Origin of the sequence: Rhodococcus sp. NyZ502, assembly GCF_041464245.1 — a bacterium.
Classification (GTDB): Bacteria; Actinomycetota; Actinomycetes; order Mycobacteriales; family Mycobacteriaceae; genus Rhodococcus_F; species Rhodococcus_F qingshengii.
Genome location: NZ_CP167155.1, coordinates 1,357,502 through 1,377,391 on the forward strand (window position 1 = coordinate 1,357,502; position 19,890 = coordinate 1,377,391).

Annotated in this window: 35 protein-coding genes; 16 read left to right on the forward strand and 19 right to left on the reverse strand. The window is 60.5% G+C overall.

What is annotated here, in order from left to right; translation table 11 throughout:
* Positions 1-180: 180 nt before the first annotated feature.
* Entirely contained in the window at positions 181-948 is a 768-nt protein-coding gene (locus ACBG85_RS06330) for a GAF and ANTAR domain-containing protein (RefSeq protein WP_003943624.1), read from the reverse strand.
* 136 nt (positions 949-1,084) lie between these two features.
* On the opposite strand from ACBG85_RS06330, the gene ACBG85_RS06335 reads away from it, so the two are divergent.
* Positions 1,085-1,756: a HemK2/MTQ2 family protein methyltransferase gene (locus ACBG85_RS06335; RefSeq protein ID WP_257216421.1), complete on the forward strand. Its 672-nt coding sequence runs from the start codon at positions 1,085-1,087 to the stop codon at positions 1,754-1,756.
* Here the strand turns inward: ACBG85_RS06335 and ACBG85_RS06340 are convergent.
* Positions 1,713-2,762 carry an iron-containing redox enzyme family protein gene (locus ACBG85_RS06340; protein WP_007726547.1) on the reverse strand — a complete coding sequence of 350 codons (1,050 nt, stop codon included), beginning with the start codon at positions 2,760-2,762 and terminating at the stop codon, positions 1,713-1,715. The genes ACBG85_RS06335 and ACBG85_RS06340 overlap by 44 nt on opposite strands.
* Between ACBG85_RS06340 and ACBG85_RS06345 the strand changes: the two genes are divergently transcribed.
* Entirely contained in the window at positions 2,763-3,002 is a 240-nt protein-coding gene (locus ACBG85_RS06345) for a CDGSH iron-sulfur domain-containing protein (RefSeq protein ID WP_003943717.1), read from the forward strand.
* Positions 3,003-3,132: 130 nt separating this feature from the next.
* Here the strand turns inward: ACBG85_RS06345 and ACBG85_RS06350 are convergent, their stop codons facing one another.
* From ACBG85_RS06350 to ACBG85_RS06360, 3 genes are all read right to left on the reverse strand, one after another.
* On the reverse strand, positions 3,133-3,336 hold the full coding sequence (locus tag ACBG85_RS06350) for a cold-shock protein (protein ID WP_003943666.1): 204 nt from the start codon (positions 3,334-3,336) through the stop codon (positions 3,133-3,135).
* A gap of 316 nt (positions 3,337-3,652) precedes the next feature.
* Complete coding sequence (locus ACBG85_RS06355; RefSeq protein WP_003943713.1) at positions 3,653-4,630, reverse strand: YihY/virulence factor BrkB family protein; 978 nt, start codon at positions 4,628-4,630, stop codon at positions 3,653-3,655.
* 86 nt (positions 4,631-4,716) lie between these two features.
* Positions 4,717-5,154 (reverse strand): STAS domain-containing protein, encoded by a 438-nt coding sequence (locus ACBG85_RS06360; RefSeq protein ID WP_054187566.1) that lies wholly within the window; start codon positions 5,152-5,154, stop codon positions 4,717-4,719.
* Positions 5,155-5,484: 330 nt separating this feature from the next.
* Here ACBG85_RS06360 and ACBG85_RS06365 point away from each other — a divergent pair, with 330 nt between their 5' ends.
* The gene (locus ACBG85_RS06365; protein WP_003943680.1) at positions 5,485-5,733 is read left to right on the forward strand and encodes a hypothetical protein; all 249 of its coding nucleotides are present in this window, start codon (positions 5,485-5,487) and stop codon (positions 5,731-5,733) included.
* 16 nt (positions 5,734-5,749) lie between these two features.
* Here ACBG85_RS06365 and ACBG85_RS06370 read toward each other — a convergent pair whose 3' ends face one another.
* A complete protein-coding gene (locus tag ACBG85_RS06370; RefSeq protein ID WP_003943639.1) occupies positions 5,750-6,532 on the reverse strand; it encodes a SigB/SigF/SigG family RNA polymerase sigma factor in 783 nt (260 codons plus the stop codon).
* Positions 6,529-6,963 carry an anti-sigma factor gene (locus ACBG85_RS06375; protein ID WP_003943620.1) on the reverse strand — a complete coding sequence of 145 codons (435 nt, stop codon included), beginning with the start codon at positions 6,961-6,963 and terminating at the stop codon, positions 6,529-6,531. Before ACBG85_RS06375 ends, ACBG85_RS06370 begins: the two co-directional genes overlap by 4 nt.
* 237 nt (positions 6,964-7,200) lie before the next feature.
* Here ACBG85_RS06375 and ACBG85_RS06380 point away from each other — a divergent pair, with 237 nt between their 5' ends.
* Positions 7,201-7,638, forward strand: a complete 438-nt coding sequence (locus tag ACBG85_RS06380) for a hypothetical protein (protein WP_199267500.1) — start codon at positions 7,201-7,203, stop codon at positions 7,636-7,638.
* 9 nt (positions 7,639-7,647) lie between these two features.
* Here the strand turns inward: ACBG85_RS06380 and ACBG85_RS06385 are convergent, their stop codons facing one another.
* The 5 genes from ACBG85_RS06385 to ACBG85_RS06405 all read right to left on the reverse strand — a co-directional run bounded on the left by ACBG85_RS06385 (position 7,648) and on the right by ACBG85_RS06405 (position 9,867).
* The gene (locus ACBG85_RS06385; RefSeq protein WP_003943622.1) at positions 7,648-7,965 is read right to left on the reverse strand and encodes a WhiB family transcriptional regulator; all 318 of its coding nucleotides are present in this window, start codon (positions 7,963-7,965) and stop codon (positions 7,648-7,650) included.
* A 185-nt stretch (positions 7,966-8,150) separates the two neighbouring features.
* Positions 8,151-8,822 carry an ANTAR domain-containing protein gene (locus tag ACBG85_RS06390; protein ID WP_007726556.1) on the reverse strand — a complete coding sequence of 224 codons (672 nt, stop codon included), beginning with the start codon at positions 8,820-8,822 and terminating at the stop codon, positions 8,151-8,153.
* Positions 8,823-8,870: 48 nt separating this feature from the next.
* A complete protein-coding gene (locus ACBG85_RS06395) occupies positions 8,871-9,005 on the reverse strand; it encodes a hypothetical protein (RefSeq protein WP_256261806.1) in 135 nt (44 codons plus the stop codon).
* A gap of 73 nt (positions 9,006-9,078) precedes the next feature.
* Entirely contained in the window at positions 9,079-9,624 is a 546-nt protein-coding gene (locus ACBG85_RS06400) for a Dps family protein (protein WP_003943731.1), read from the reverse strand.
* A gap of 84 nt (positions 9,625-9,708) precedes the next feature.
* Positions 9,709-9,867, reverse strand: a complete 159-nt coding sequence (locus ACBG85_RS06405) for a hypothetical protein (protein WP_003943664.1) — start codon at positions 9,865-9,867, stop codon at positions 9,709-9,711.
* Between the two features lie 358 nt (positions 9,868-10,225).
* On the opposite strand from ACBG85_RS06405, the gene ACBG85_RS06410 reads away from it, so the two are divergent.
* Entirely contained in the window at positions 10,226-10,528 is a 303-nt protein-coding gene (locus ACBG85_RS06410; protein WP_003943719.1) for a MerR family transcriptional regulator, read from the forward strand.
* Between the two features lie 24 nt (positions 10,529-10,552).
* On the opposite strand, the gene ACBG85_RS06415 is transcribed toward ACBG85_RS06410, so the two are convergent.
* The 4 genes from ACBG85_RS06415 to ACBG85_RS06430 all read right to left on the reverse strand — a co-directional run bounded on the left by ACBG85_RS06415 (position 10,553) and on the right by ACBG85_RS06430 (position 13,418).
* On the reverse strand, positions 10,553-10,930 hold the full coding sequence (locus ACBG85_RS06415) for a hypothetical protein (RefSeq protein ID WP_007726560.1): 378 nt from the start codon (positions 10,928-10,930) through the stop codon (positions 10,553-10,555).
* A 136-nt stretch (positions 10,931-11,066) separates the two neighbouring features.
* A complete protein-coding gene (locus tag ACBG85_RS06420) occupies positions 11,067-12,554 on the reverse strand; it encodes a trehalose-6-phosphate synthase (RefSeq protein WP_158170314.1) in 1,488 nt (495 codons plus the stop codon).
* Positions 12,551-12,970, reverse strand: coding sequence for an STAS domain-containing protein (locus ACBG85_RS06425; protein WP_007726563.1), 420 nt, complete (start codon positions 12,968-12,970; stop codon positions 12,551-12,553). Before ACBG85_RS06425 ends, ACBG85_RS06420 begins: the two co-directional genes overlap by 4 nt.
* Before the next feature lie 259 nt (positions 12,971-13,229).
* On the reverse strand, positions 13,230-13,418 hold the full coding sequence (locus ACBG85_RS06430; protein ID WP_136472457.1) for a PI-type proteinase: 189 nt from the start codon (positions 13,416-13,418) through the stop codon (positions 13,230-13,232).
* A 166-nt stretch (positions 13,419-13,584) separates the two neighbouring features.
* Here ACBG85_RS06430 and ACBG85_RS06435 point away from each other — a divergent pair, with 166 nt between their 5' ends.
* Positions 13,585-13,833: a hypothetical protein gene (locus tag ACBG85_RS06435; protein WP_007726566.1), complete on the forward strand. Its 249-nt coding sequence runs from the start codon at positions 13,585-13,587 to the stop codon at positions 13,831-13,833.
* A gap of 220 nt (positions 13,834-14,053) precedes the next feature.
* Here the strand turns inward: ACBG85_RS06435 and ACBG85_RS06440 are convergent, their stop codons facing one another.
* On the reverse strand, positions 14,054-14,545 hold the full coding sequence (locus ACBG85_RS06440) for a hypothetical protein (protein ID WP_207624484.1): 492 nt from the start codon (positions 14,543-14,545) through the stop codon (positions 14,054-14,056).
* A complete protein-coding gene (locus ACBG85_RS06445; protein ID WP_007726571.1) occupies positions 14,542-15,120 on the reverse strand; it encodes an RNA polymerase sigma factor in 579 nt (192 codons plus the stop codon). Before ACBG85_RS06445 ends, ACBG85_RS06440 begins: the two co-directional genes overlap by 4 nt.
* A 186-nt stretch (positions 15,121-15,306) precedes the next feature.
* On the opposite strand from ACBG85_RS06445, the gene ACBG85_RS06450 reads away from it, so the two are divergent.
* The 10 genes from ACBG85_RS06450 (at position 15,307) to ACBG85_RS06495 (ending at position 19,028) form a co-directional block, all read left to right on the forward strand.
* Entirely contained in the window at positions 15,307-15,771 is a 465-nt protein-coding gene (locus ACBG85_RS06450; RefSeq protein WP_003943699.1) for an Asp23/Gls24 family envelope stress response protein, read from the forward strand.
* A complete protein-coding gene (locus ACBG85_RS06455; protein ID WP_042452304.1) occupies positions 15,768-16,052 on the forward strand; it encodes a hypothetical protein in 285 nt (94 codons plus the stop codon). Before ACBG85_RS06450 ends, ACBG85_RS06455 begins: the two co-directional genes overlap by 4 nt.
* A 70-nt stretch (positions 16,053-16,122) precedes the next feature.
* Positions 16,123-16,311: a hypothetical protein gene (locus tag ACBG85_RS06460; RefSeq protein WP_007726577.1), complete on the forward strand. Its 189-nt coding sequence runs from the start codon at positions 16,123-16,125 to the stop codon at positions 16,309-16,311.
* Positions 16,312-16,349: 38 nt separating this feature from the next.
* Positions 16,350-16,529 (forward strand): hypothetical protein, encoded by a 180-nt coding sequence (locus tag ACBG85_RS06465; RefSeq protein ID WP_003943629.1) that lies wholly within the window; start codon positions 16,350-16,352, stop codon positions 16,527-16,529.
* Positions 16,522-16,914, forward strand: a complete 393-nt coding sequence (locus ACBG85_RS06470) for an Asp23/Gls24 family envelope stress response protein (RefSeq protein ID WP_019747452.1) — start codon at positions 16,522-16,524, stop codon at positions 16,912-16,914. The genes ACBG85_RS06465 and ACBG85_RS06470 overlap by 8 nt, the downstream gene beginning before the upstream one ends.
* The gene (locus tag ACBG85_RS06475) at positions 16,911-17,480 is read left to right on the forward strand and encodes a DUF6286 domain-containing protein (protein ID WP_065456024.1); all 570 of its coding nucleotides are present in this window, start codon (positions 16,911-16,913) and stop codon (positions 17,478-17,480) included. The genes ACBG85_RS06470 and ACBG85_RS06475 overlap by 4 nt, the downstream gene beginning before the upstream one ends.
* On the forward strand, positions 17,477-18,061 hold the full coding sequence (locus ACBG85_RS06480) for a hypothetical protein (protein ID WP_165639179.1): 585 nt from the start codon (positions 17,477-17,479) through the stop codon (positions 18,059-18,061). Before ACBG85_RS06475 ends, ACBG85_RS06480 begins: the two co-directional genes overlap by 4 nt.
* 64 nt (positions 18,062-18,125) lie before the next feature.
* Positions 18,126-18,248 (forward strand): hypothetical protein, encoded by a 123-nt coding sequence (locus ACBG85_RS06485; RefSeq protein ID WP_003943707.1) that lies wholly within the window; start codon positions 18,126-18,128, stop codon positions 18,246-18,248.
* A 219-nt stretch (positions 18,249-18,467) separates the two neighbouring features.
* The gene (locus ACBG85_RS06490; RefSeq protein WP_047890188.1) at positions 18,468-18,731 is read left to right on the forward strand and encodes a GlsB/YeaQ/YmgE family stress response membrane protein; all 264 of its coding nucleotides are present in this window, start codon (positions 18,468-18,470) and stop codon (positions 18,729-18,731) included.
* Between the two features lie 99 nt (positions 18,732-18,830).
* Positions 18,831-19,028 (forward strand): CsbD family protein, encoded by a 198-nt coding sequence (locus tag ACBG85_RS06495; protein WP_007726588.1) that lies wholly within the window; start codon positions 18,831-18,833, stop codon positions 19,026-19,028.
* Positions 19,029-19,061: 33 nt separating this feature from the next.
* Here ACBG85_RS06495 and ACBG85_RS06500 read toward each other — a convergent pair whose 3' ends face one another.
* Positions 19,062-19,784, reverse strand: coding sequence for a hypothetical protein (locus ACBG85_RS06500; protein WP_063314882.1), 723 nt, complete (start codon positions 19,782-19,784; stop codon positions 19,062-19,064).
* Positions 19,785-19,890: the final 106 nt, after the last annotated feature.

The window sequence follows — 19,890 nt, forward strand, 5'->3', positions numbered from 1 at the left end:
CTTTCGTCCCGGTTCTCAACAGATAACCACATTTCGGACGGGGGCCGCCGCGCGACCGCCAGCAGCCGTGCAGGTCGAAAACTGTTTCGGTGAAACATCTCTGGATACGTTTGAGAGATGTGCCGGCGGGGTACAAGACGGGGTTTTGGGTGCAAAACGGGGTTTCGCACCGAAGAATCTTCAGAACCGGCGGTGGCGCACCGAATCGACGAGCATCCGGGCCACCTCGTGCAGTTTCACGTTGGTGTGCTGCGATTGCTGAACGAGCCGGCTGAATGCTTCGTCGGCGTCGATGCCGTGGATGGCGATCAGCACGCCCTTGGCTTGTTCGATCTCGGCACGAGATTCCATGGCGCAGTGCAACTGTTCGATGTGCTCGTGTGCCTGACGCCAGCGTCGTGAATCTGCGATCGCCGCGCCCGCACCGGCGGTGAACAATTTCATCAACTCTTCGTCGAAGGGCTTGAACTCTGTCGAGGCGAATCCGTAGACGTTGAACGCGCCGAGAAGTTCGGTGCTTCCTTCGCCCATGGTGAGCGGCACGGACAAGTAGGACCGGACACCTTGTTTCCGGGCCTCGGCGGTGAATTCCGGCCATTTGTCGTCGTGATCACCCACCTTCGACCGAACCGACGACATGGTGCGCGCGGCGTCAACGCACGGACCACGATCGGCGGAATGCTGGGCATCGTCTATCGCGGAAAGGTAGTCCGCGGTAGATGCAGCAGTTCGTGGGCCATCGGCGGACAGCACCGTCACGCTGACAGCATCGGCATCCGGCAGCGCTTTGACCGCCGTCTCGGCCAGACGTTGGAGCATGGAGTCGAGATGCGCGTCCGTGTTCAGAGTGGACCGGAGTCCGGCAATCGCTTCGGCGAGGGTGTCGAGCGAATCTGCTGCGGAAGCAAACGCCGCGGCTCCCTGTGGGGTGTCCGCATTGCCTGTCATGATTCAGGTCTACTCCGCAAATTGCGGCGATGTAACCGTTCCAGGCGGTCTTTGCTTCGATGTTGCATGAAATCCGAGGTTCCTGGGTAGCCGCACGCAGCGATGTGCGATGTCGCCTGAAAAAGAGGAGCCGATGATGATCCTGCGTTTACCTGGTGTGTATCCACCGCAACACGACACGTCGTTACTGGCGGATGCGCTGCTGTTCGAGCGCCTCACCGCTCGCAGTCGGGTGCTGGATCTCTGCACGGGGACCGGCGCCCTCGCTGTCGCGGCATCCGCGGCAGGCGCGGGCCACGTCGTCGCGGTCGACATATCTCGCCGAGCGTGTGCCAATGCTCGTCTCAACGGGATCCTCAACGGAACCTCGATCGACTCCCGTCGTGGCGACCTCACCGAGGCGGTGCACGGCGAACTCTTCGATCTGGTGATCTCCAACCCGCCGTACGTCCCTGCTCTTGCAGATGATCTCCCTACCGCTGGAATCGAACGTGCTTGGGACGCAGGCAAGGACGGACGCGCCCTCATCGACAGGATCGCAGCCACCGTTCACGAGGTGCTCGTCCCGGGCGGCACACTGCTTCTCCTGCAATCGGTGCTGTGTGGGGTCGACAAGACCGAGGCGATACTCGAAGAACACGGTATGGCCGTAGAGATTTCAGCCCGGAAGTACGTTCCCTTCGGGCCCGTGATGCGCGAGAGGCGCACCATGCTCGAGGCACGAGGGTTGATCACCACCGGTCAGGAAATCGAACAACTCGTGATCATTCGCGCAACGAAGTCTTGCCCTTCTCCCAACTCGATGTGAGGTGATCGCCGAGAAGATCGTCGAACGCCAGGCACGCTGCGGCGCCGAACAAGATGTCATCAGTGCGGTGCGGCTGCGAAGAAGCGAGACCGCCGGCAAGGTCCCGAACGGCGATCTGTTCGTGAACGGAATCCGCTTCCACGTGCTCGTCGTAGAACAGTGTCGCGCCCGAACCGAATCCGAGTCGGCGCAGTCCTGCGCTGTACCGTTTGCTCGGCAGCGCAGACGTGGTCTCGACAGCGCACAGGTGCCCGACCAGCGTTCCGAGATGGCGGCGATGAAAACCGAAGAGCGAGAGAGCATTCAACGACGCCAACGTTACCGCGGGAACAGAATCGATGTAGTGGCCGTAGCGGTCCGAAAGACCTACAGCCCGCATGGTGTCGGCAAAAAGACGCGAATGCATTCGCTCTGCGCGGCCGCCTCCGTACTCGTCGCTCTGCACTTCGACGAGGGCGGCCTTGACGGCACCGGAGAGGCGCGAAATTCCGAGGGTGTGCACATCCGCCTCGCGGAGCTGATTGAGCGAACGGTGAATCAGCACCTCCGAGAACTGATCGATCGTTGCATCCTTCGCCATGAAGGACGCAAGACCTGGGCCTGCGCTGGGGGCGGTCATCGACCAGAGGTCGGCCACGACGTCGCCAGACGACTCCACTGTCCCCACGAGTTGCGCGATGGCGGACTCGAAACGCTCTTCGAGCCGAGACCGCACCGCGAGCAGGTCCGGATTCCACTCCCACTTGTCCGAGACGTTCTCGATTCCCTGCAAATGAAGCTCGTAGAGGAGCGTCAGGGTCAGCTGAGCGTCGTCGTCACGAAGAATGTCGTAGGTGAGGTCGGTGGACTGTGCATCCTCGTACGCGTCAGCGGCAGCCGTAATCTCCCTCGGATCGGCCGAGGAGCGCAGAATGGAAACGAGAGTGGCGCTCAGTGGGCCGCGGGCCTGTGGAACAGGCATGGAAGTGGGCACGCCAGTGGCCGAATCGAGAACTGAAGAGGACATATGACCGCGTTTCCCGAATCGTCATCTGCCGAAACACCGAGTGTTCCCGGTAACAACACCACCATAACCGCCTGCACGGACGGCCCGCTGCTGGTGCGTGGTGACTTCGAGTTGCTCCGTGACGACGGCACTCCGATAGAGAACAAGCGCTCTACGGTTGCATTGTGTCGATGTGGGCGGACCGGCATCGCGCCGTTCTGCGACAGCTCCCACAAGAAGAAGCGGGCGCGAGCGACGTAACCGGTGCCAATATTCGGAACAAGCCCGACCCGTGAACCGAGACGACCCGGAAACCAAGAAAAGGCTGGATGCCGGCACCATGCGGTGCAGCGTCCAGCCTTTTCAGTCTGAAGTCAGACTGGGATCGAACTCAGATGGCGCGAACATTCTGAGCCTGGGGGCCCTTCTGGCCCTGTCCGATCTCGAACTCGACCTTCTGGCCCTCGTCGAGGGACTTGTAGCCGCTGCCCTGGATCTCCGAGTAGTGAACGAACACATCCGGTCCGCCACCTTCCTGCTCGATGAATCCGAAGCCCTTTTCACCGTTGAACCACTTGACACTGCCCTGAGCCATAACCAAATTCTCCTGGATCCATCGAGCCGAGCCCTCCCATCGAGAGTCCGGTCTCACACCTGATCCTGCCATGCTCTTCTTTTTCTGTCTCCAATTAGATGCATGGCGAGTTGCAGTATTTGACGGCTTTGTCCCGTTCCGGGACCACGTCGGAAGCAGGTGATTGTTCAACTATGCGCGTTTACCTGCTGTGATGTATTCGTCCCTTCGATGCAGCGCGAAATGACAACACCTGTGTTAAATCTGGATTCGCGGCGCAGAATGCCACCCCGATACCGAGGAGGGGACCAAATACCCAACTCGATCGGGGTCGAGATCAGTCCGAATCGTCGGGTTTGGTGTGCCCGTCGAACGTCACATGGATGTTCTCGTGGGGAACCGCGCGTTGTGCTTTTGCTTGATCGGCGAAGGTGCGCCGATCGCCTTCGATGAGTTCGGTGTTGTCGGTGAACGGAGCCAACAACGCCCGCGGATGGAGTTTGTCGACTCGCACGACGTTGATTTCCGCGCACATGACGATCGAGGCTGCAGCGAGGAACAAGAAGGCCAACAAACCCAGAACGATGGCAAAGACGCCATTGGTGGTGGAGGCACCCCGCACCACAGAGGTCACATAGAGGGCACCGAAGGACTGAAGTGCTTGCCAGAGAACAGCAGCGGCGATCGCTCCAGGTGCCACATCGGCTACCGAGAGCGGGCGGGCGCAGGTGAGCCGGAAAGCGACGATGAAGATGCCCGCATTCAAGACGACTACCGCAAGGGTCAGCAGGAAGCTGAACGAACCGCCCAGATGAAGCGCACCGCCGATGTTGGAGACAGCGGTGGTCCCCAAGATCGCGAGACCGATCGTGCCGAGGAGTAGTAGCCCTTGGAGACGCCCGCGGATGGGATCCGGTCGCATGTTTCGGGGCACCGACCACACCGTGTTCATCGCGTTCTGGCAAGCCAGAGCGACACCGAGGCCACCGTAGAGACCACCGACGATTCCGATCACCAGACCCGTGACACCGCCGCCGATCTGTTGCGCATTGCCCAGGTCGTCACCGATCACCGGAAACTGATGCAGCGCGGAGTCCAAGATCTGTTGCTGAAGCTCAGGGTTGCCCGACAGCACGAAGCCGAGAATGGTCGAGAGCAACAGAAGAAGAGGAAAGAGCGAGACGAAGCCGTAGTAAGCGATCAGCGCGGCTAGATAAACACCTTGATCGTCGAGGAACTTGTAGAGGACCGCTATCGGGAACCCCAGGGCCGGATGCTTCTGTTGCAAGGCATCGAGGCGCTTGGCGATTGTCATTCTCGGTCTCTCTCAGCTCGTCGGACAGCCCGACGAACCTTAGTCGCTGCGAGCGCCCGGCGCTCGACGCCGGTGCAGCCGTCGCGTCAGGAGGCTTCGAGTGACTTCTCTGCTTCGTCGAGCGCGCGCATTGCTCCCTCGACAGAGTTGGTGACCGGGAATTCCTCTTCCGCCCGCGCCGCGCGAAGCAAGCGTCGAAGCGGGTGTGACCCGATCGCGGCCCACTGGAAGTCGTTGGCTCGCGAACGGGAGTTCAGCTCGGCGAACAGTTCGAGGCAGACCGCACCGACGAACAGTGAGTTGGACAAGTCCAGAATGACGCGAGACCACTCCGCAGCGTACGAGTTGAGAAGTTCTCGTAGTGCTGGGGCGGAGAGTTTGTCGAGGTCGACCTCGACCTGGATCAGGACTGTCGAGGGCGCTATCCGCCAGGCCGCGAAACCATGCGTTTCCACGATCGGCCCCAATTGTGTTGAGGGATCGATGGAATCGATCGGTGTGTGGTCGAGTTCATTCAGATTCATGGCAGATCCGGTCTGTGTGCTTTCATCGAAAGGCTGACGACCGATCTGGCGGCGCGGAAAGTTAATGCGTCCAGGCGTGGAAAGCTTTAGAGCTCAATGGAAATGAACAGTACAGATGTGCGCAGGAAATGCTCACCTGATCCAGAGCCTTGATGCGAACCGAGCGCCAGTGGCTTCAACCCCGGCTGTATTCTCAACCTCGGTACCGTTCAGTGTAGCTCGAGGGCGTGAATCGGTCCAGGTGAGAGGTCGAATATTAAGCGGTGCAATGTTTTTGGCTCGACGCTTCGGTATGGTGGAAGATCAGCGTCACCGGACGAAGGGAATCAGATGAACGACCGCGATGCACTCACGGCCATCTCGACCAAGCTCGACACACTGATCGGCGCGGAGACCAACGGTTTGCGGGACGAGGTTCCGCCCGGTTCCAGTGTGCAGCGCACCGAGCAGGACGGCGAGCACGGCCGGTGGGGGCACGATTACCGCCTCGCCAACAAGTATCTCGAGGCCCTCGACATCGGCCAGCCCGGTCTCATCGATCGAGACGAGCTGGAACGTCTTGCACAGGAATACATCTGATCCTCGAGACGTACCTTCAGAAGATTTCACCCATCTCGGTGCGTAGCTGCTTCAGTGACTGAGTGAGGATTCTGGATACATGCATCTGAGAGATGCCGACCTTTTCGGCAATCTGGGATTGGGTGAGATGGCCGAAGAATCTGAGAACGACGATCGTGCGCTCGCGCTCCGGTAGTGCCAGGAGCGCGGGCCGCAGGGTTTCGTGATTGTCGATCCGACTGATCGCTTCGTCGTACTGTCCCAAAGTGTCTATCAGAGTCAGACCACTCCCGTCGCCGGCGGACGCGGTGTCGAGCGGTGTGGTTCGGTACGAATTACCGGCGGTCAAACCTTGTTCGACCTCGTCCGGTTCGATGTCGAGTTCCTTGGCGAGTTCCGCGACTGTCGGTGCACGGCCGAGCGTCTGGGACAAAGTCGTGAGCGCCCGGTTGAGGGCAAGGTGCCGTTCCTGAAGGCTACGAGGCACTCGCACGGACCAGCCGTGATCGCGAAAATGCTTGCGAACCTCACCCATGACGGTCGGGACGGCGAACGACAGGAAATCCGATCCTTTGTCGACGTCGAATCGCTGCACGGCCTGTATGAGCCCGACGCGAGCAACTTGCTCCAAGTCCTCGAAAGGCTGGCCACGCCCCTGGTACCGGCGAGCGACGTGTGTGGCCAGGGGTAGGCACAGTTCGATGATCGAGGTGGTGATCTTTTCTCGGCTGGGATCATTCGGCGGAAGCGAGGCCATCGAGACGAACAGTTCGACAGCTGTTTCGTACTGGTCCTTCTTGTCCGGTGGGACAGCGGTCACGCACGCTCCTGGGGCAAGCCCTTTTCAAGCGTCATCGTCAGGGTGATGTGACCGTCCGCGTCGATTTCCGACTGTTCCAAGCGGACGGAATCGACCAGCGCTTCGAGAACGAACCATCCGAAGCTGTGCGACTTGTCGGGTATCTCGGAGTGCGCGATCACGGACACGACGGTCCGAAGTGTGCGGCCGACGGTGTCGAATCGGCAGGTCAAGTCGCTGGACGGTATCGCGTGGCCGATGAGGATGCTCGCGACTTCGTCCATCGCCAGAGCAAGGTCGGCTGTTCCGTCGACATCGAGTCCGGTGTTGTTGGCAACCGTTCGGGTGATTCCGCGCAGAGTGGGAAGTTGAGAGTACGACGCGCGGACGCGGAGCGAGGCGATGGAGTCGTGAGTTAGTTCGGTTTCGGTCGGACTCGACAGAGGGATCAAGGGGCTTCCTGTAGGTAGATGTGGCGTAATTCCGGCGGACCGAGGCAAGGACCGGTACCGGCCGTGCGTGCCAGCCATCTCTACCCCGGAAGTATTCATGGCCTTGGATTACCCTTCGCCCGGCGAACTAACCCTCTTTACCCGAACTAGAGGATGAATTGTGAGACACATCACCTGTGGTGCGGACGTACCGAATCCTCATCTTTCATTTTCGCGTCGTTCGGGTACAGCCGCTTCATGGACACCCATTCGGACAGACAGATCCCCGTACACATACGACCGGAAGGTGTCACTGATGGCGAGGTGAAGGCGGCAGGAGTGCTGTCGAACGCCCTTGAAACGGTGGAACGGGCACGCGGTGCTCTGTACGACTTCCATCAGCTGATAGGGCATGCCGATCTGATGCTCGACGAGGTCGTCGAGCTACTGCGATCCAGCGGCAACGACGACCTGGCCGATCAGGTCGAGGGCGAGTTGATGGGCCGGAACGTGGTCGAGGGGCGCTGGACTTTCCAGTTGGTCGAAGAGTTCGACGAGAACTACTGGTCGTTTTTTCGTGAATGCGAGAAAGTGGTGCGCGACAAGCTGGCAGGCGGAGTGCCGCACCTCTTCGAAGCCGAGATGAAGGAGCGACGCCGCACGCACGGTTTGCGGCACCACGAGGCCAGGCCCTGAGGTTCCTGTCTACTCTCGTGAGCTCGTCGCGGCACTGATCAGTGGTTCAGTTCGAGCTTTGCGCAACGATTCTCGCTCGGTCGCCGTCATGCCGCCCCAGATACCGTGGGGTTCCCCGGTCTGGATGGCGTGCACCAGGCATCTCTGCACGACAGGGCATCTGGCGCACACCAGCTTCGCCGAACTCTCGCGCTTCGCTCGCCTGGAGCCGCGCTCGTTCGTGTCGTCGTAGAACAGAGCGGGGTCGGTGTCGCGGCAGGTGCCGGACAGTTGCCAATCCCACTCGTCGGCAAGGGGCCTGGGAGATGTGTAGGAGCGCATGAACATGGACGTTCCCTTCGCTGCGTGACGAACTCGACTCGGATCGCGGATCCAGGTCGGGTGTTAAGGCAAAGCTCGGTCCCGCCGGCCTGAACCGGCGGGACCTTCGAGGCTCCTCCCTCGAGGGGGAAGATTTCGGGGGTACCTCTGGTCGGTCATTACCCAGCCGTACAACTTTTGAATCCCGGTCGTCAGGAATTCTTTTGATCCACGGCACGTCGTTCTGCTGCGGCGACAAGACCACCGGCGATGTCGCGCACCTTGACGTTCCATTCCTGCGACATCTGGACCAGAAAGTCGAAGGCTTGGTCGGCCGAGCACTCACGCTCGGCCATCAGTAATCCCTTGGCCTGCTCGATCAAGGGCCGAGAATCCAAAGCTCTTCTCAGTTCGTCATTTTCCGCGCGAAGGCGGGTGAGGACGTCTGACGCCGAACTGGACTGCTGAGCCAGCGGTCGTTGAACCTCGTATACACGATGAAGCACACCGATGACTCTGCCGTCATCATCGGTGACGGCGGAATTCACCGTATTCCAATATCGGGTGACAAACATCCCGCTCCCGCGCTCGTCGCGCACGTCGTAACGCTGAGTCGGCAGTGTGTCCCGAGTTCGGGACCGCATCGTGCGCTCGAATGACGCTGTCAACGAGAAGATTCCATCGGCAAACGAGTCGTCGGGATTGTCGGGGAAGGCTTCGAACACTTCCACTCGGTGCAATTGATCGAGGCTGCGACCGGATACGGCAAGGTATTCGTCGTTTGCGCCCTGGATACGAAAATCGCTGTCCACGAGCAGAAGAGAAGAACTGCTTGCCGCAAATCGATCGCTACGAACGATCGAGCGGAGAGTGCTCGAACTCATGATTGTGTCGTTTCTGTCCTGTCTTCGACGGTTGCGGCCCCTGATATTTCAGAAGTAGGTGATCGCGAGAACTCCAAGGGCGGTGCCTGCCAGGATCGATCCGAACAACAAACGCTGCTGCAACACGAACATCTGATACTCGCGACGTGTTTGTGTCGAGGTGCCGCGCGAGTCCGCAGACATGCTCTTGCCCTTTCCTGTTGTGGGGAGTGCGGTTTCGGCCGACCCCCGATCGGCCGAAACCGCGGACGGTGCATCAGTTCTGACGCGCCTCATTTGCGGCATCCTGCTCGGTGGACGCGCCTTCGTGTACGAGGCTGCCACCCGAGTTCTCGAGGTGAGCACGAACGAACCACTGGAACTTTTCCAACTGCGCCGTCTGGCCGATCAACATGTCCTCGGTGATCGGATCGATCTTGCCGACACTGTCGATTGCGGTGCGACTGTCGGTGATGATCCCGGTGTAGACGAGGTCGAGCGCAGCGAGGTGCGCACGAGCGTCGTCGCGGCCGACGGAGTAGTCGTCCCACGTTCGATCGCGCTCGATTGCTCCCGCGGTGCCCTTGGGTGAGTTACCCAGTGCCGCGATACGTTCGGCCACATCGTCGGCGTAGCCGCGAACCAACTCCACCTGGGGGTCGATCATCTCGTGCACGCCGATGAAGTTGGGGCCCACGACGTTCCAGTGAACGTGCTTGAGCGTGAGGTGAAGATCGTTGTAGGCGCTGAGGCGTTCCTGCAGAATATCGGCGACGGACGAACCGTCTGCGCTGCTCAGTCCCGGTACGGTGAACTCGGACATATGTTTTCCTCTCGTCTTGATGGGGATCGCCCTCCAGTGGGGCGGTCTCGCGCCATCGTCAATCGGATCGCGTGTCGGTCAGGTTCAGTGCGCGAGTGCTACTGGCTCCTCTGTCACCGGGTCGCCGTACATCATCGCGATTCGGCGCTTGACCTCTTCGGTTGTCAAAGTCGCACTTGCGACAGTGATTCCGATGCCGGTGGTGCTCTCGCCCTGTGTGGGCGGGATGTCGATCGTCGTCATCTTGCTCCCGGTGAAGAGTGTGCCGTGAGGGAGTCGGCTGAACCACCGACTCCGACGTCTGGGTGTTCTGCGCCTTCGAGCTCCAGTTATGGCGCTTTCAGGTGCTACAAAATCTATATCAGCCGATGTAGATAATTGGCAAGGCTACTTCGATTCGCGGGCGAAGGAAAGCGCATTGTGCAATCTTGTCGAAATCGGCTTTGATCTGCCATTTCACGCCTTTTCTGCTCGACGATTCGTGTTGTCAGTGGTCCTGGACACGCTTGAATCTATGTCCTGGGCGTCAGATTCACTGCGTGATGGTGCTAAGGTCGGGTGACGCCGATTGAGACAGCCCACACCGAACTAGGAGGTTCCAGTGACGTCGGAATCCCAGACCCGGGCGCTGCGCGGCGTGTACGGGATCTCAGTGATGTCTGAACTGTCCGGGGTAGGACCTCAGACGCTGCGCCTTTACGAGCGAAGGGGCTTGCTCACACCAACCCGCACCGATGGCGGTACGCGCCGGTACAGCGAGGCCGACCTGGATACGCTCGGACGAATCACCGCGCTGATCGACGACGGAGTCAATCTCGTCGGTATTCGCCTGATTCTGTCCCTCGAAGCCGAGAATGCGGTCTTAGCGGCTCGAATCAGCCAGTTGACCGCCGAGGGTGACTAGTGGTGCTGCTCGAGACGATGCCGTTCAGGATGGAGTTTCGGTGCGGGTAGGGTCGCCGAAGTCCGCGTCGGCGGAGATCTTGTTCCCTGCCGCTGCGATCTGTTCGAGCGCGGCGTCCAACGCATCGACCAACCATTGATGCGACGCCTCCGCGAGGAGGCGATCCGGAGTGTCGGTGTTCTCGGATTGGAAGAACCGCACCAGCCATGATTCTCCGTTGTCGGGTCGATCGGAGAGTCCAGCCGCGGTATTGGTCGCCAGAAGGAACCGGTTGTATTCGAGGTCAACACGAATGGCGTACTCGCCGAACAGGTTCACCACGTTGGCCGGCCGATGAGTAGCGGCAGCGAGCGCAATGAGAGCGTCGTTGTAGGTTTCGGAGTACTTCATCGTGAGGGGCATGGTCGGCCTGTCTTTCTGGGCCGATGCAGCATTGCACGGCTATGTCGAGGAGATCAGTTCGCAGCCGCTGCTTGACGATGAACTGAAACCAATCCTAGCTCGAGTCTCCGAGCGCACTGACGCAAGCCCGTGAGGGTCAGTTGTTGCGCGCAAAGTTCGACTCACGCTCCATGACGAACTGATCGTCCGGAAGCGGTCCGGGTGGGGCAAGCGCAGTCAGGAACGACTCGGCCCACTGATGCACATCGTGTGTCATGACCTGTCGATGCAGCGCAGCCATACGGCGACGGCCTTCCTTCGGATCCTGATGAACCGCGGTCAGGATCGTATTCTTCACGCCGTCCAAATCGTGCGGGTTGACCAGGTATGACTGTCGTAATTCCATTGCGGCACCGGTGAACTCGCTGAGAACGAGAGCACCTCCGAGGTCGCCACGACAGGCCACGTACTCCTTGGCCACCAGATTCATCCCGTCGCGCATCGGCGTCACGAGCATGACGTCGGCAGCGACGAACAGTGCGATCAGTTCTTCACGGTCGACCGGCTGATACAGGTAGTGAACGACGGGGCGGCCGATCTGACTGTGGTCACCGTTGATGCGGCCCACCTGCTCTTCGATGACGCTACGCAGGTCGATATAGTGCTGCACGCGTTCACGACTGGGCGTCGCGAGCTGCACCATCGTGTACTTCTCCGGATCCAGACGATCCTCGTCGAGGAGTTCCTTCAAGGCTTGAAGCCGCAGGTCGATACCCTTGGTGTAGTCCAGCCGGTCGACTCCCAGCAAGATTTTCTCGGGATTTCCCAGCTCTTCCTTCAATTCGCGCGCGCGACGCAGGACCGAATCGCTTTTCGACTGGCGCTCGAGTTCGGCAGAATCGACGGAGATGGGAAAGGCGCCCACCTTGACGACGCGAGAATCGAAATCCACATGCCCGAGCGCACTTCGAACACCGACGCCCGCGGTCGTCGTCTTGAGGCCGAGAAGTTTGCGGGCCAAGAACAGGAAATTGTTTGCGCCACCAGGTAAGTGGAAGCCGATCAGATCGGCGCCCAGCATTCCCCTGACGATCTCCTTGCGCCACGGAAGCTGCATGAAGAGCTCGACCGGAGGGAACGGGATATGAAGAAAGAACCCGATCGTCAGATCTGGCCGCAGCTCGCGCAGCATCGCCGGCACAAGTTGCAACTGATAGTCCTGCACCCAGACAGTCGCTCCGTCCGCGGCGCAACGCGCGGTTTCCTCGGCGAACCGCTGGTTGACTGCGACGTAGGTGTGCCACCACGACCGCTCGAACGTCGGAGCCACCAGAACGTCGTGGTAGAGCGGCCACAACGTGTCGTTGGAGAACCCCTCGTAGTACTCGGCGAGGTCCTGAGAGGTCAGCTCGACGGGAAACAGACGAAGGCCGTCAACCACTATCGGATCGACCTTCTCGTCCGCGACCCCCGGCCAGCCGACCCAGGCGCCATCCCGCTGTCGGAGGATGGGTTCGAGCGCAGTGACGAGCCCACCCGGACTTCGCTTCCAGTTCTTGCTTCCGTCTTCGTCGGTTTCGAGATCGACCGGCAGTCGGTTTGCGACGACGACGAATTCGGAGAGCTTTTCGAGATCGGTACTCACGCCGACATCGGCTCCGCCAGGGTCTCGTCCAGGACGGAGGTCGAGGACAGGTACGCGACTGCATCGGCTGTCGAGTCGGTGTACACGATGTCGGTGTCCATCTTCAGAAGAGACAGCGGACGCCTGACAGGGTGCGCTGCGACGAGCGTCCACGGCACGCCGAGCCTCCGTGCCTTGGCCGACAGAGTCTCGATGATGGAAAGACCTCCGACGGAGATGAACTGGACGTCCGAGCAGTCGAGTACGAACGGGTGTCGCTCACCGATCAGGTCGTCGACGCAGGCAGCGAAATCAGCTCGGGACCGGACGTCGATCTCGCCGCTGACCACGAGCGACTGAATGTTTTCGGCACAGGTCGTCGTGAAGGTGGGGGGACTGTCCGTACGCTCATCTGTAGTTCTCGAAAACTCGTTCATCGAAACTCCTGACGGATTGCTCGAAACGGTTCGTTCGAACGGTCTGGTTCGAAACGGTTTCGTTCGAAACCGGGAAACGGCACGGGAAGCAACGCACGAACCGTGCTCGTCTTCAACGGCTGGGTACTCAACCGTGCTGAGTGCCTACCTTACCGCATCGCGAAAACCCAGGTGAAAAGCGTTAGATCCGTACGGATTTCAAGGTCCCGTGAGCGTCGGCCCACGGGACCTTGGTCCCGATGGTTCAGACCTTCCGGGATCAGTCGGTGTCAGTCGCCGGGCCGGTGCTCGAGGCTCCGCCCTCGTCGGCCCACGTACGTTCGCCCGACGGATCGGTCTGAACGTCCTTGGGTGCGGTGTCGGAGCCGGTTCCCGGACCGTGGTCGGTGCCGGTGGTCTGCGGCTCGTCCGTCTGATCCGTGCGGTCGGTGGAATTCTGTTCACTCATGGTGTGCGTTTCCTTCGGGAAGTCGTTGTTCATGTACTTGTCGTTTCCTGCTCACCCGCGAGGGGTACTCAGTAGGGGTAGTGCGTCACGTCGAGCCAGTACGTCACGTCGAGTCCATACCGGCAAAGTCAGCTGTCACCGAAGCAGGAGATTTCACGTGAACCATATGACCGTGACGACCGAACACCTGCGTGCACTGCTGGGCAGTGGCCCCCATTCGGAACTGGTAGCGGTCGGGGGCGAGATCGAGATCTACGTCCCCGATGAAGAAGGGTTCGGTCTCGAGGGTATCTCGCTTGTCACTCGCGAGCAGTTGGCCGAACGTCTACCGTCCTCACCCGACAATCCCGACGAAGGTGAACTACGTATCGCCGCAGAATCGTTGAGCGAGATGATCGCCGAACTCGGCGGTTGAACTCCGAAGTTCGGGGCAGCCGACGTCAGATCTGCGGGATCGGATCCGGAGGGTACGGGTTCGGTGGCGTCGGAGTCGGTGGCACGGGCGGCGGATTCATCGGATCGGGTGGTGTCGGCGCCGGTGGTGTCGGCGGCCCCGGGTCGGGGGCGGGGCCCGGATCCGGTGGTGGGGGAGTGGTCATGAGTGCCGGGTTCCCAAACACTTGCCGAACAAACACCTAGTGTTCGGAGTGGCTTTTGGTGTTCGCTTCGGCAGGTAGATCATCGACGATGTCGACTACGGCGACGTGGATGCTCTCTGCAGAGACCGGTGGGTCCGTGTCGCCGAGGATCAGGTGAACGACGTCCACGACGGTGAACCGAACCCGGTCCGACAGTTCGGCCAGATCCACTCCGTATGGCGCTGCCAGTTCGATACGTAGTGAACGTATTTCGTGGCCGTCGACGAAGAACTCGATGCTGCTCGGCGAGCAGTGGTGCCGAGAACGTATCTCGGCGGCCAAGTGGGTGCGGAGTACGTGATCGCTCACCGACACAGTGCCTAGACGTGGACCTTCCGACGCGTGTGCGTCGAGCGGCCAACCGGACGCCGAGGTCGACCGTAGCGCCCGGATCACCTTGTCGCTGATTCGATCCCAGCCCGGCTCGGGAGCGTTCCGCAGGACGTCGGATGCGTGCGCCATCAATGCGTCGGTTCGTGATTCAGTCATCGCCACCTCGTCATTCGTTCACTCAGGTTAGCCCGTGCACGATGGTGATGCCCGCGCACCGCATCCGGGGTGAGTCTTAGAATCTTGCCGATTTGAACGAACGTGAGCATCTCCACCTCTCGCAGCGTCCATGCCGCACGCTGGCGATAAGGCAGTTCACCCAACGCTTCTTCCAGTGCCTCGAGGAACGCGGAGTTCGAGGTCGTGTCGAACGGGCCGGCCTCGGGAGACGGCACGAGAGGATCGAGCAATCTGTCGTCGATCGGTTGAGCTCTCTTGATTCGATAGCTGTCCACGATCTTTCGGGAACAGATCGCGAAAAGCCATGTTCGCATCGACGATTCGCCACGAAACGAATCGAGTCGACGCCAGGCGGCCACGAAGGTGTCCTGGACTACCTCGAGAATGTCACCTTCGTCTGCGAGCATGCGACGCGCATAGCGGTGAAGTGCAGGTCCGTAGTAGTGCACCAGTGACTCGAATGCTTCTCGGTCGCCGAGTATCGCAGCGTTCACTGTCGCGGTGTCCAAACCGTCAGGTGCTTCGGTGAGCCCCTGTGTATGCGGTAACGCCACAGTCGCTCCTCTCGCGGAAATGCGGAAAACTCGGCTGCGTTCGAAGATTGTTCGCCCGGCCGGGGCGTTGAATGTTACGGACAGTAACTAACAAGTGTCAGTGATGCACGTCACCTGACTGGGGCATTCGGTTTTGCCTTCGAGTGACGACTACACAGGTAGATCGATCAACAGGAGGAGATGACAATGGTCAGCACGCAGGTTGCGACAGCATCTACGAAGGATGTTGCATCATCGAACGACTCGGCTCTCGTGAGTTCGCAAGGAAAGACGTCGATCGCCGACACCGTTGTCTCGAAGATTGCCGGCATCGCTACGCGAGAGGTGAGCGGCGTGTACGACGTCGGCGGCGGAGCGTCGCGGGTTGTCGGGGCACTGCGCGAGCGGATCCCCGGCGCGAGTGTCAACCACTCCCAGGGAGTATCGGTCGAGGTCGGCGAAAAGCAGGCAGCGGTCGACATCGACATCGTGGCCGAGTACGGCGTATCGCTCGCCGATCTGGCCACCGGCATTCGCCGCAACGTCATTGCGGCGCTCGAACGGATGACGGGTCTCGAAGTGACCGAGGTGAACATCACGGTTCACGACGTTCACCTCGACGAGGGCAGTGACGACGAAACCGGCGAGCCCAAGACTGCACGGGTGCAGTGAGTTCCGAAATCGCCGACACCATCGCGGCGGCTGTGACGGGGATACCTGGGGTCGCCTCGCTTCATGCCGGAATGTTCGGCGAGGTTGGCACGTACCTCCCCGGTCGCCGCGTCGTCGGCGTGCGGGTGACGGAGTCGTCGACAGACATCCATGTGTGCATCTTCGCCGACGCCGCCGTTCGAGATACGGCTTTACGTATCCGCCAAGCGGTTTCAGGACTCGTTACAGGCCCCGTGAACGTGACAGTGGAAGACGTAGTCGGTCGTGCGCACGATGCCTGAGCACTCTCGTGGTCCAGTTCCTGATCGCCGATCCGCACGCCGAGAGGCGATCAGGAGCTACCACCCCGACGTGGGCGGATCTGCCGACGCACTCAATCGAGCGCTCGAACGCGTCGACCGGGACTTCGCGTCCCCGATCGGTGTGGGTGTGCGCAGGACACTGCGCGGCACGATGCGGCAGATAGCGAAACCCGCTCGGACCCAGTACACGCGTTTGCGCGCTCGGTTTCCGGGTGCCAAGACCTACACCGAGATCTGACTCGCACCAACGAACATCATCCACAACGGAGGATTCACATGACCACCTCGACTGTCGGCCTACTGGCAGGACTACTTCTCGGAGTCGCAGCTGCTGCAGGCGGTTTCACCGGATTCCTCATCGCTCTGGTTCTCGGTGTGATCGGATACCTCGTCGGTGGTCAGCGTGACGGCGAGTTCGATCTCGGTGTGATGCTGAAGGGTCGCGGACGTGGCTGAGACAGCTCGACCGGAGTCGTCTGTGCTTGGTGAGCCGGGCGATCGCGGAACGCTGACGATTCGAGACAGAGTCGCGCAGAAGTTGGTTCTCGAGGCGACGCGCGGAACCCCGGGGGTGCGCCATCACGCCGCCGGCATGGACAAACTGACCGGGCGCGAATTGCCGAGGGCGCGAGTGCTGGTATCCGGCAAGCGGGTACGGGCCAAGGTGGACATCGCGATCGAGTGGCCCGGATCCTTGTCGGTCATCGGTACCGCGGTGCGAGAGAACGTGACAACCCAGTTGCAGTCTGTATCGGGCCTGGACGTAGACGGCGTGGACGTGGCGATCGTGAGCGTTCTCCCGGCATCGACCAAGCGTGACGCGGGAAGGAAAGTGCGATGACCGCCGACAAGGTCGCACCACCCAATGCCTCGAGGGCTGCTGCTCCTGTTCCCCTTGCGGCGCCCGGATCGGCCGTCACGGGATTCCTCATCGCCGCGGCGCTACTTGCGCTCGGCGTGGTCGGCGTCCGCGACGCGCTGGTGGATACCGGCGTGATCACCGGGTCGCAGTGGATACCAAGTGCTGCCGCATATGTGGACGGGCTCGCGTACCAGGGTTGGATGTTGCCGGCGGGGATCGCAGCCGTCGTTCTCGGCCTGTGGTTCGTCATCCTCGGACTCAAACCGCGACGAAAGACTGCCAATGCCTTGGTCGGAGTCGCGAATACGTGGATCGATCCCGCCGATGTAGCGGCGATAGCGTCTGTTCGCGTCGAGTCACTGGCCCAGGTTCGATCCGCTTCGTCACACGCGACCCGGCGCAAGCTGGAAGTGAAGGCCTCGGTCACGCCCGATGGAGCCGCCACCGCTGAATCGGAAATCCGTGCGGTGCTGGGGGACTTGGCCGGGTCGCTGTCACCATCGCCGCGAATCAAGGTTCGTATCCAGACGGGATCGCTGTCATGACTCGGACGGCGACGGCGATGGATCGCGTGGCGACATGCGTCGTGGGGATGCTCGCGATAGCGCTGGGAGTTGCAGCGATCCTGTGGAATCGCGACGTGATCAAGGATTTCCCGGCGCGTATCGAGATCCCGTGGGCTGAAGATCTTGTCGATCACTCGTGGTGGCCATGGGCTGTCGGAGCTGGGGGAGTACTGCTAGTCCTCCTCGCGTTGCGGTGGTTGATCGCGCATGTGCCGCTGCGTCGGGTGAAGGAGATCGCCGTCCATGGGTCGAACTCACACAATTCCATCACCGCGGATCTGGGTGCGGTGGCGGAAGGGGCGAGCGCATCACTGGAGGACTTCGACGAAGTGTCGCGTGTCCGAGGAAAAGCGTTGCTCGATCGTGGAGTTCGCACGATCGATTTGCGAGTGACATTGAGACGTAGCGTCGTATCCGGATCGGAAACGTTGTCCGAGCTGATTTCTCGCGTCACCGACACGGGGGATCAAGTCGCTGCGGTGGTCGGTGATCCATCCGTCGCGACCAGAACTCACATCGCCGTGGAAAGCGCGAAACACGATGAGCCGAGAACTCTCTGATCAATCGAGGTTTGAGCCTCCCGACGGCCGGGTATTGGTAGACCTCCCGATCGTGCACAGAGTCATGGATGTTGCTGTGGCACTGTGCGTCACGGTGCTCCTGGCGACCGTCACTTCGATGGCGATCGCGATCGTAGTGACGCTGATCATGTGCGCGTCGGTGAGTGTCGTTTCTCGTATGTGGTGAATCGCCAGTCATTTTGGTTCTGTCGTGAACACCTGATAGAAAGGTAAGCAGACAATGTGGCTGCTACTGAGTGCACGATCCCCCGCGTCGTGCGGCGGAGAGTCCGGTTGTGTGCAAACACAACCCGCGATCACGGTCTAGTTGCGCGGGCCGATCGCTCGGAACTCTCCCTTCACCGGCAGTCTCTCATTGCGCCGTCCCTTACCTCAAGGAGTCACAATGCTCTCACTCGGAATCATCGCCTGGATCATCATCGGTGGACTAGCGGGTTGGATCGGCAGCAAGATCATGAAAACCGATGCGCAGCAGGGGATCTTCCTCAACATCGTTGTCGGTGTGATCGGCGGCCTGATCGGTGGTTTCCTGCTTCGAGTCTTCGGCGTCGATGTCGAGGGCGCGGGCTGGATCTTCAGCTTCCTCACTTGCCTCCTCGGCGCTGTCATCTTGCTGTTCCTGGTCAAGGCAGTCACCGGAAAACGCTGACACATTTGTCCACGCAGTTCGAGTTCGACTGAATCCACGGCCGAATCCCACGGCCGAACGCACGACCGAATCCACACCGAATTCAAGAAGGAGAAATACATGTCTGACTTCATCGACAAGGCAAAGCACCGCGCTGAGGATCTCATCGGCGAAGCGAAGGAAAAGTTCGGAAACGCCACGGGCAACGATGATCTGGCTGCCGAGGGTGTTGCCGATCAGGGCGAGGCGAAGGTCAAGAAGGCCGGAGACACTGTCAGTGACAAGGTCTCGGATATCAAGGACAAGTTCACAAGCTGAGTGAGCTTCGGCGCGGTTGATCGGCAAGTCCGGTCAACCGCGCTTTTGTGTGTCTCCTCGGCCGTTGCGGCTACCGCGATACGCGAACTTGCGCGTTTCTGCGAGCCACTCCGGAAGCATGCGCATGTGGGCCGGCCTGTTCAGAATCGGATCGAAGGACGGCTGGAGGCAATCCGGGTGGTCCTCGACCTCGTCGAGACAGAGATGCCCGATCGGTATCAACTGAAGTTGAATTCTCGCGAGGTACACGGAGAAGTGCAGCGGGGAATGATCGACCGCAGCTTTCAATGCAGACAAAGAAGTGCCGGCCGGATGGACACCGCGCGGTGTCACGATCAGCCACGCCGCGGCACCGCCCGCGCGTGAGTAAGGAACCAGTGTGCTGTATCTCGCGCCGTTCCACGAGAAAGCCGGAGCTGGAAACATTTTCGAGAAGGTAGAAAGTCCTGATGTTGCGAGAAGAATGTCCCACGGGTTTTCATCTGCGCCGACATCGTGCAACCGAAGCGCCAGGCCGAGTACGTCGGGTAGGTCTCCGGGTGTTCCGAGGGCTTTCGACATTCGAGCGGTGACGGTAATCGTCGACGACTCCGATACCGGCCACCATGGGGTGGCCGGCTTCAATGTTCCCTTCAGTTCGATCCCGTGAGGGTGAAAAACCCTGGCCATGCGCAGCGATGATGCGAAGTGGAACGGCGCACCGACTAGCTTTCCGATCGCACTCTTGCCGGCGGGGATGATCGAATTGATCGTCACAGCTTCCTTTATCTGAGAATTCTCCGCCCGTGAAGCGCCCGGACTGGACGGACGTTCAGGCGTATTGACGGGCTTTTCAGTGGCGTCTTTCGACTTCCCGGTGGTG

What these genes read in the sequence shown, in the direction of transcription:
- ACBG85_RS06330 (WP_003943624.1), bottom strand. Translation starts at nt 948, where the DNA reads ATGACAGGCAATGCGGACACCCCACAGGGAGCCGCGGCGTTTGCTTCC.
- ACBG85_RS06335 (WP_257216421.1), top strand. Translation starts at nt 1,085, where the DNA reads ATGATCCTGCGTTTACCTGGTGTGTATCCACCGCAACACGACACGTCG.
- ACBG85_RS06340 (WP_007726547.1), bottom strand. Translation starts at nt 2,762, where the DNA reads ATGTCCTCTTCAGTTCTCGATTCGGCCACTGGCGTGCCCACTTCCATG.
- ACBG85_RS06345 (WP_003943717.1), top strand. Translation starts at nt 2,763, where the DNA reads ATGACCGCGTTTCCCGAATCGTCATCTGCCGAAACACCGAGTGTTCCC.
- ACBG85_RS06350 (WP_003943666.1), bottom strand. Translation starts at nt 3,336, where the DNA reads ATGGCTCAGGGCAGTGTCAAGTGGTTCAACGGTGAAAAGGGCTTCGGA.
- ACBG85_RS06355 (WP_003943713.1), bottom strand. Translation starts at nt 4,630, where the DNA reads ATGACAATCGCCAAGCGCCTCGATGCCTTGCAACAGAAGCATCCGGCC.
- ACBG85_RS06360 (WP_054187566.1), bottom strand. Translation starts at nt 5,154, where the DNA reads ATGAATCTGAATGAACTCGACCACACACCGATCGATTCCATCGATCCC.
- ACBG85_RS06365 (WP_003943680.1), top strand. Translation starts at nt 5,485, where the DNA reads ATGAACGACCGCGATGCACTCACGGCCATCTCGACCAAGCTCGACACA.
- ACBG85_RS06380 (WP_199267500.1), top strand. Translation starts at nt 7,201, where the DNA reads ATGGACACCCATTCGGACAGACAGATCCCCGTACACATACGACCGGAA.
- ACBG85_RS06385 (WP_003943622.1), bottom strand. Translation starts at nt 7,965, where the DNA reads ATGTTCATGCGCTCCTACACATCTCCCAGGCCCCTTGCCGACGAGTGG.
- ACBG85_RS06390 (WP_007726556.1), bottom strand. Translation starts at nt 8,822, where the DNA reads ATGAGTTCGAGCACTCTCCGCTCGATCGTTCGTAGCGATCGATTTGCG.
- ACBG85_RS06395 (WP_256261806.1), bottom strand. Translation starts at nt 9,005, where the DNA reads ATGTCTGCGGACTCGCGCGGCACCTCGACACAAACACGTCGCGAGTAT.
- ACBG85_RS06400 (WP_003943731.1), bottom strand. Translation starts at nt 9,624, where the DNA reads ATGTCCGAGTTCACCGTACCGGGACTGAGCAGCGCAGACGGTTCGTCC.
- ACBG85_RS06405 (WP_003943664.1), bottom strand. Translation starts at nt 9,867, where the DNA reads ATGACGACGATCGACATCCCGCCCACACAGGGCGAGAGCACCACCGGC.
- ACBG85_RS06415 (WP_007726560.1), bottom strand. Translation starts at nt 10,930, where the DNA reads ATGCCCCTCACGATGAAGTACTCCGAAACCTACAACGACGCTCTCATT.
- ACBG85_RS06425 (WP_007726563.1), bottom strand. Translation starts at nt 12,970, where the DNA reads ATGAACGAGTTTTCGAGAACTACAGATGAGCGTACGGACAGTCCCCCC.
- ACBG85_RS06430 (WP_136472457.1), bottom strand. Translation starts at nt 13,418, where the DNA reads ATGAGTGAACAGAATTCCACCGACCGCACGGATCAGACGGACGAGCCG.
- ACBG85_RS06435 (WP_007726566.1), top strand. Translation starts at nt 13,585, where the DNA reads ATGACCGTGACGACCGAACACCTGCGTGCACTGCTGGGCAGTGGCCCC.
- ACBG85_RS06440 (WP_207624484.1), bottom strand. Translation starts at nt 14,545, where the DNA reads ATGACTGAATCACGAACCGACGCATTGATGGCGCACGCATCCGACGTC.
- ACBG85_RS06450 (WP_003943699.1), top strand. Translation starts at nt 15,307, where the DNA reads ATGGTCAGCACGCAGGTTGCGACAGCATCTACGAAGGATGTTGCATCA.
- ACBG85_RS06465 (WP_003943629.1), top strand. Translation starts at nt 16,350, where the DNA reads ATGACCACCTCGACTGTCGGCCTACTGGCAGGACTACTTCTCGGAGTC.
- ACBG85_RS06475 (WP_065456024.1), top strand. Translation starts at nt 16,911, where the DNA reads ATGACCGCCGACAAGGTCGCACCACCCAATGCCTCGAGGGCTGCTGCT.
- ACBG85_RS06480 (WP_165639179.1), top strand. Translation starts at nt 17,477, where the DNA reads ATGACTCGGACGGCGACGGCGATGGATCGCGTGGCGACATGCGTCGTG.
- ACBG85_RS06485 (WP_003943707.1), top strand. Translation starts at nt 18,126, where the DNA reads ATGGATGTTGCTGTGGCACTGTGCGTCACGGTGCTCCTGGCGACCGTC.
- ACBG85_RS06490 (WP_047890188.1), top strand. Translation starts at nt 18,468, where the DNA reads ATGCTCTCACTCGGAATCATCGCCTGGATCATCATCGGTGGACTAGCG.
- ACBG85_RS06495 (WP_007726588.1), top strand. Translation starts at nt 18,831, where the DNA reads ATGTCTGACTTCATCGACAAGGCAAAGCACCGCGCTGAGGATCTCATC.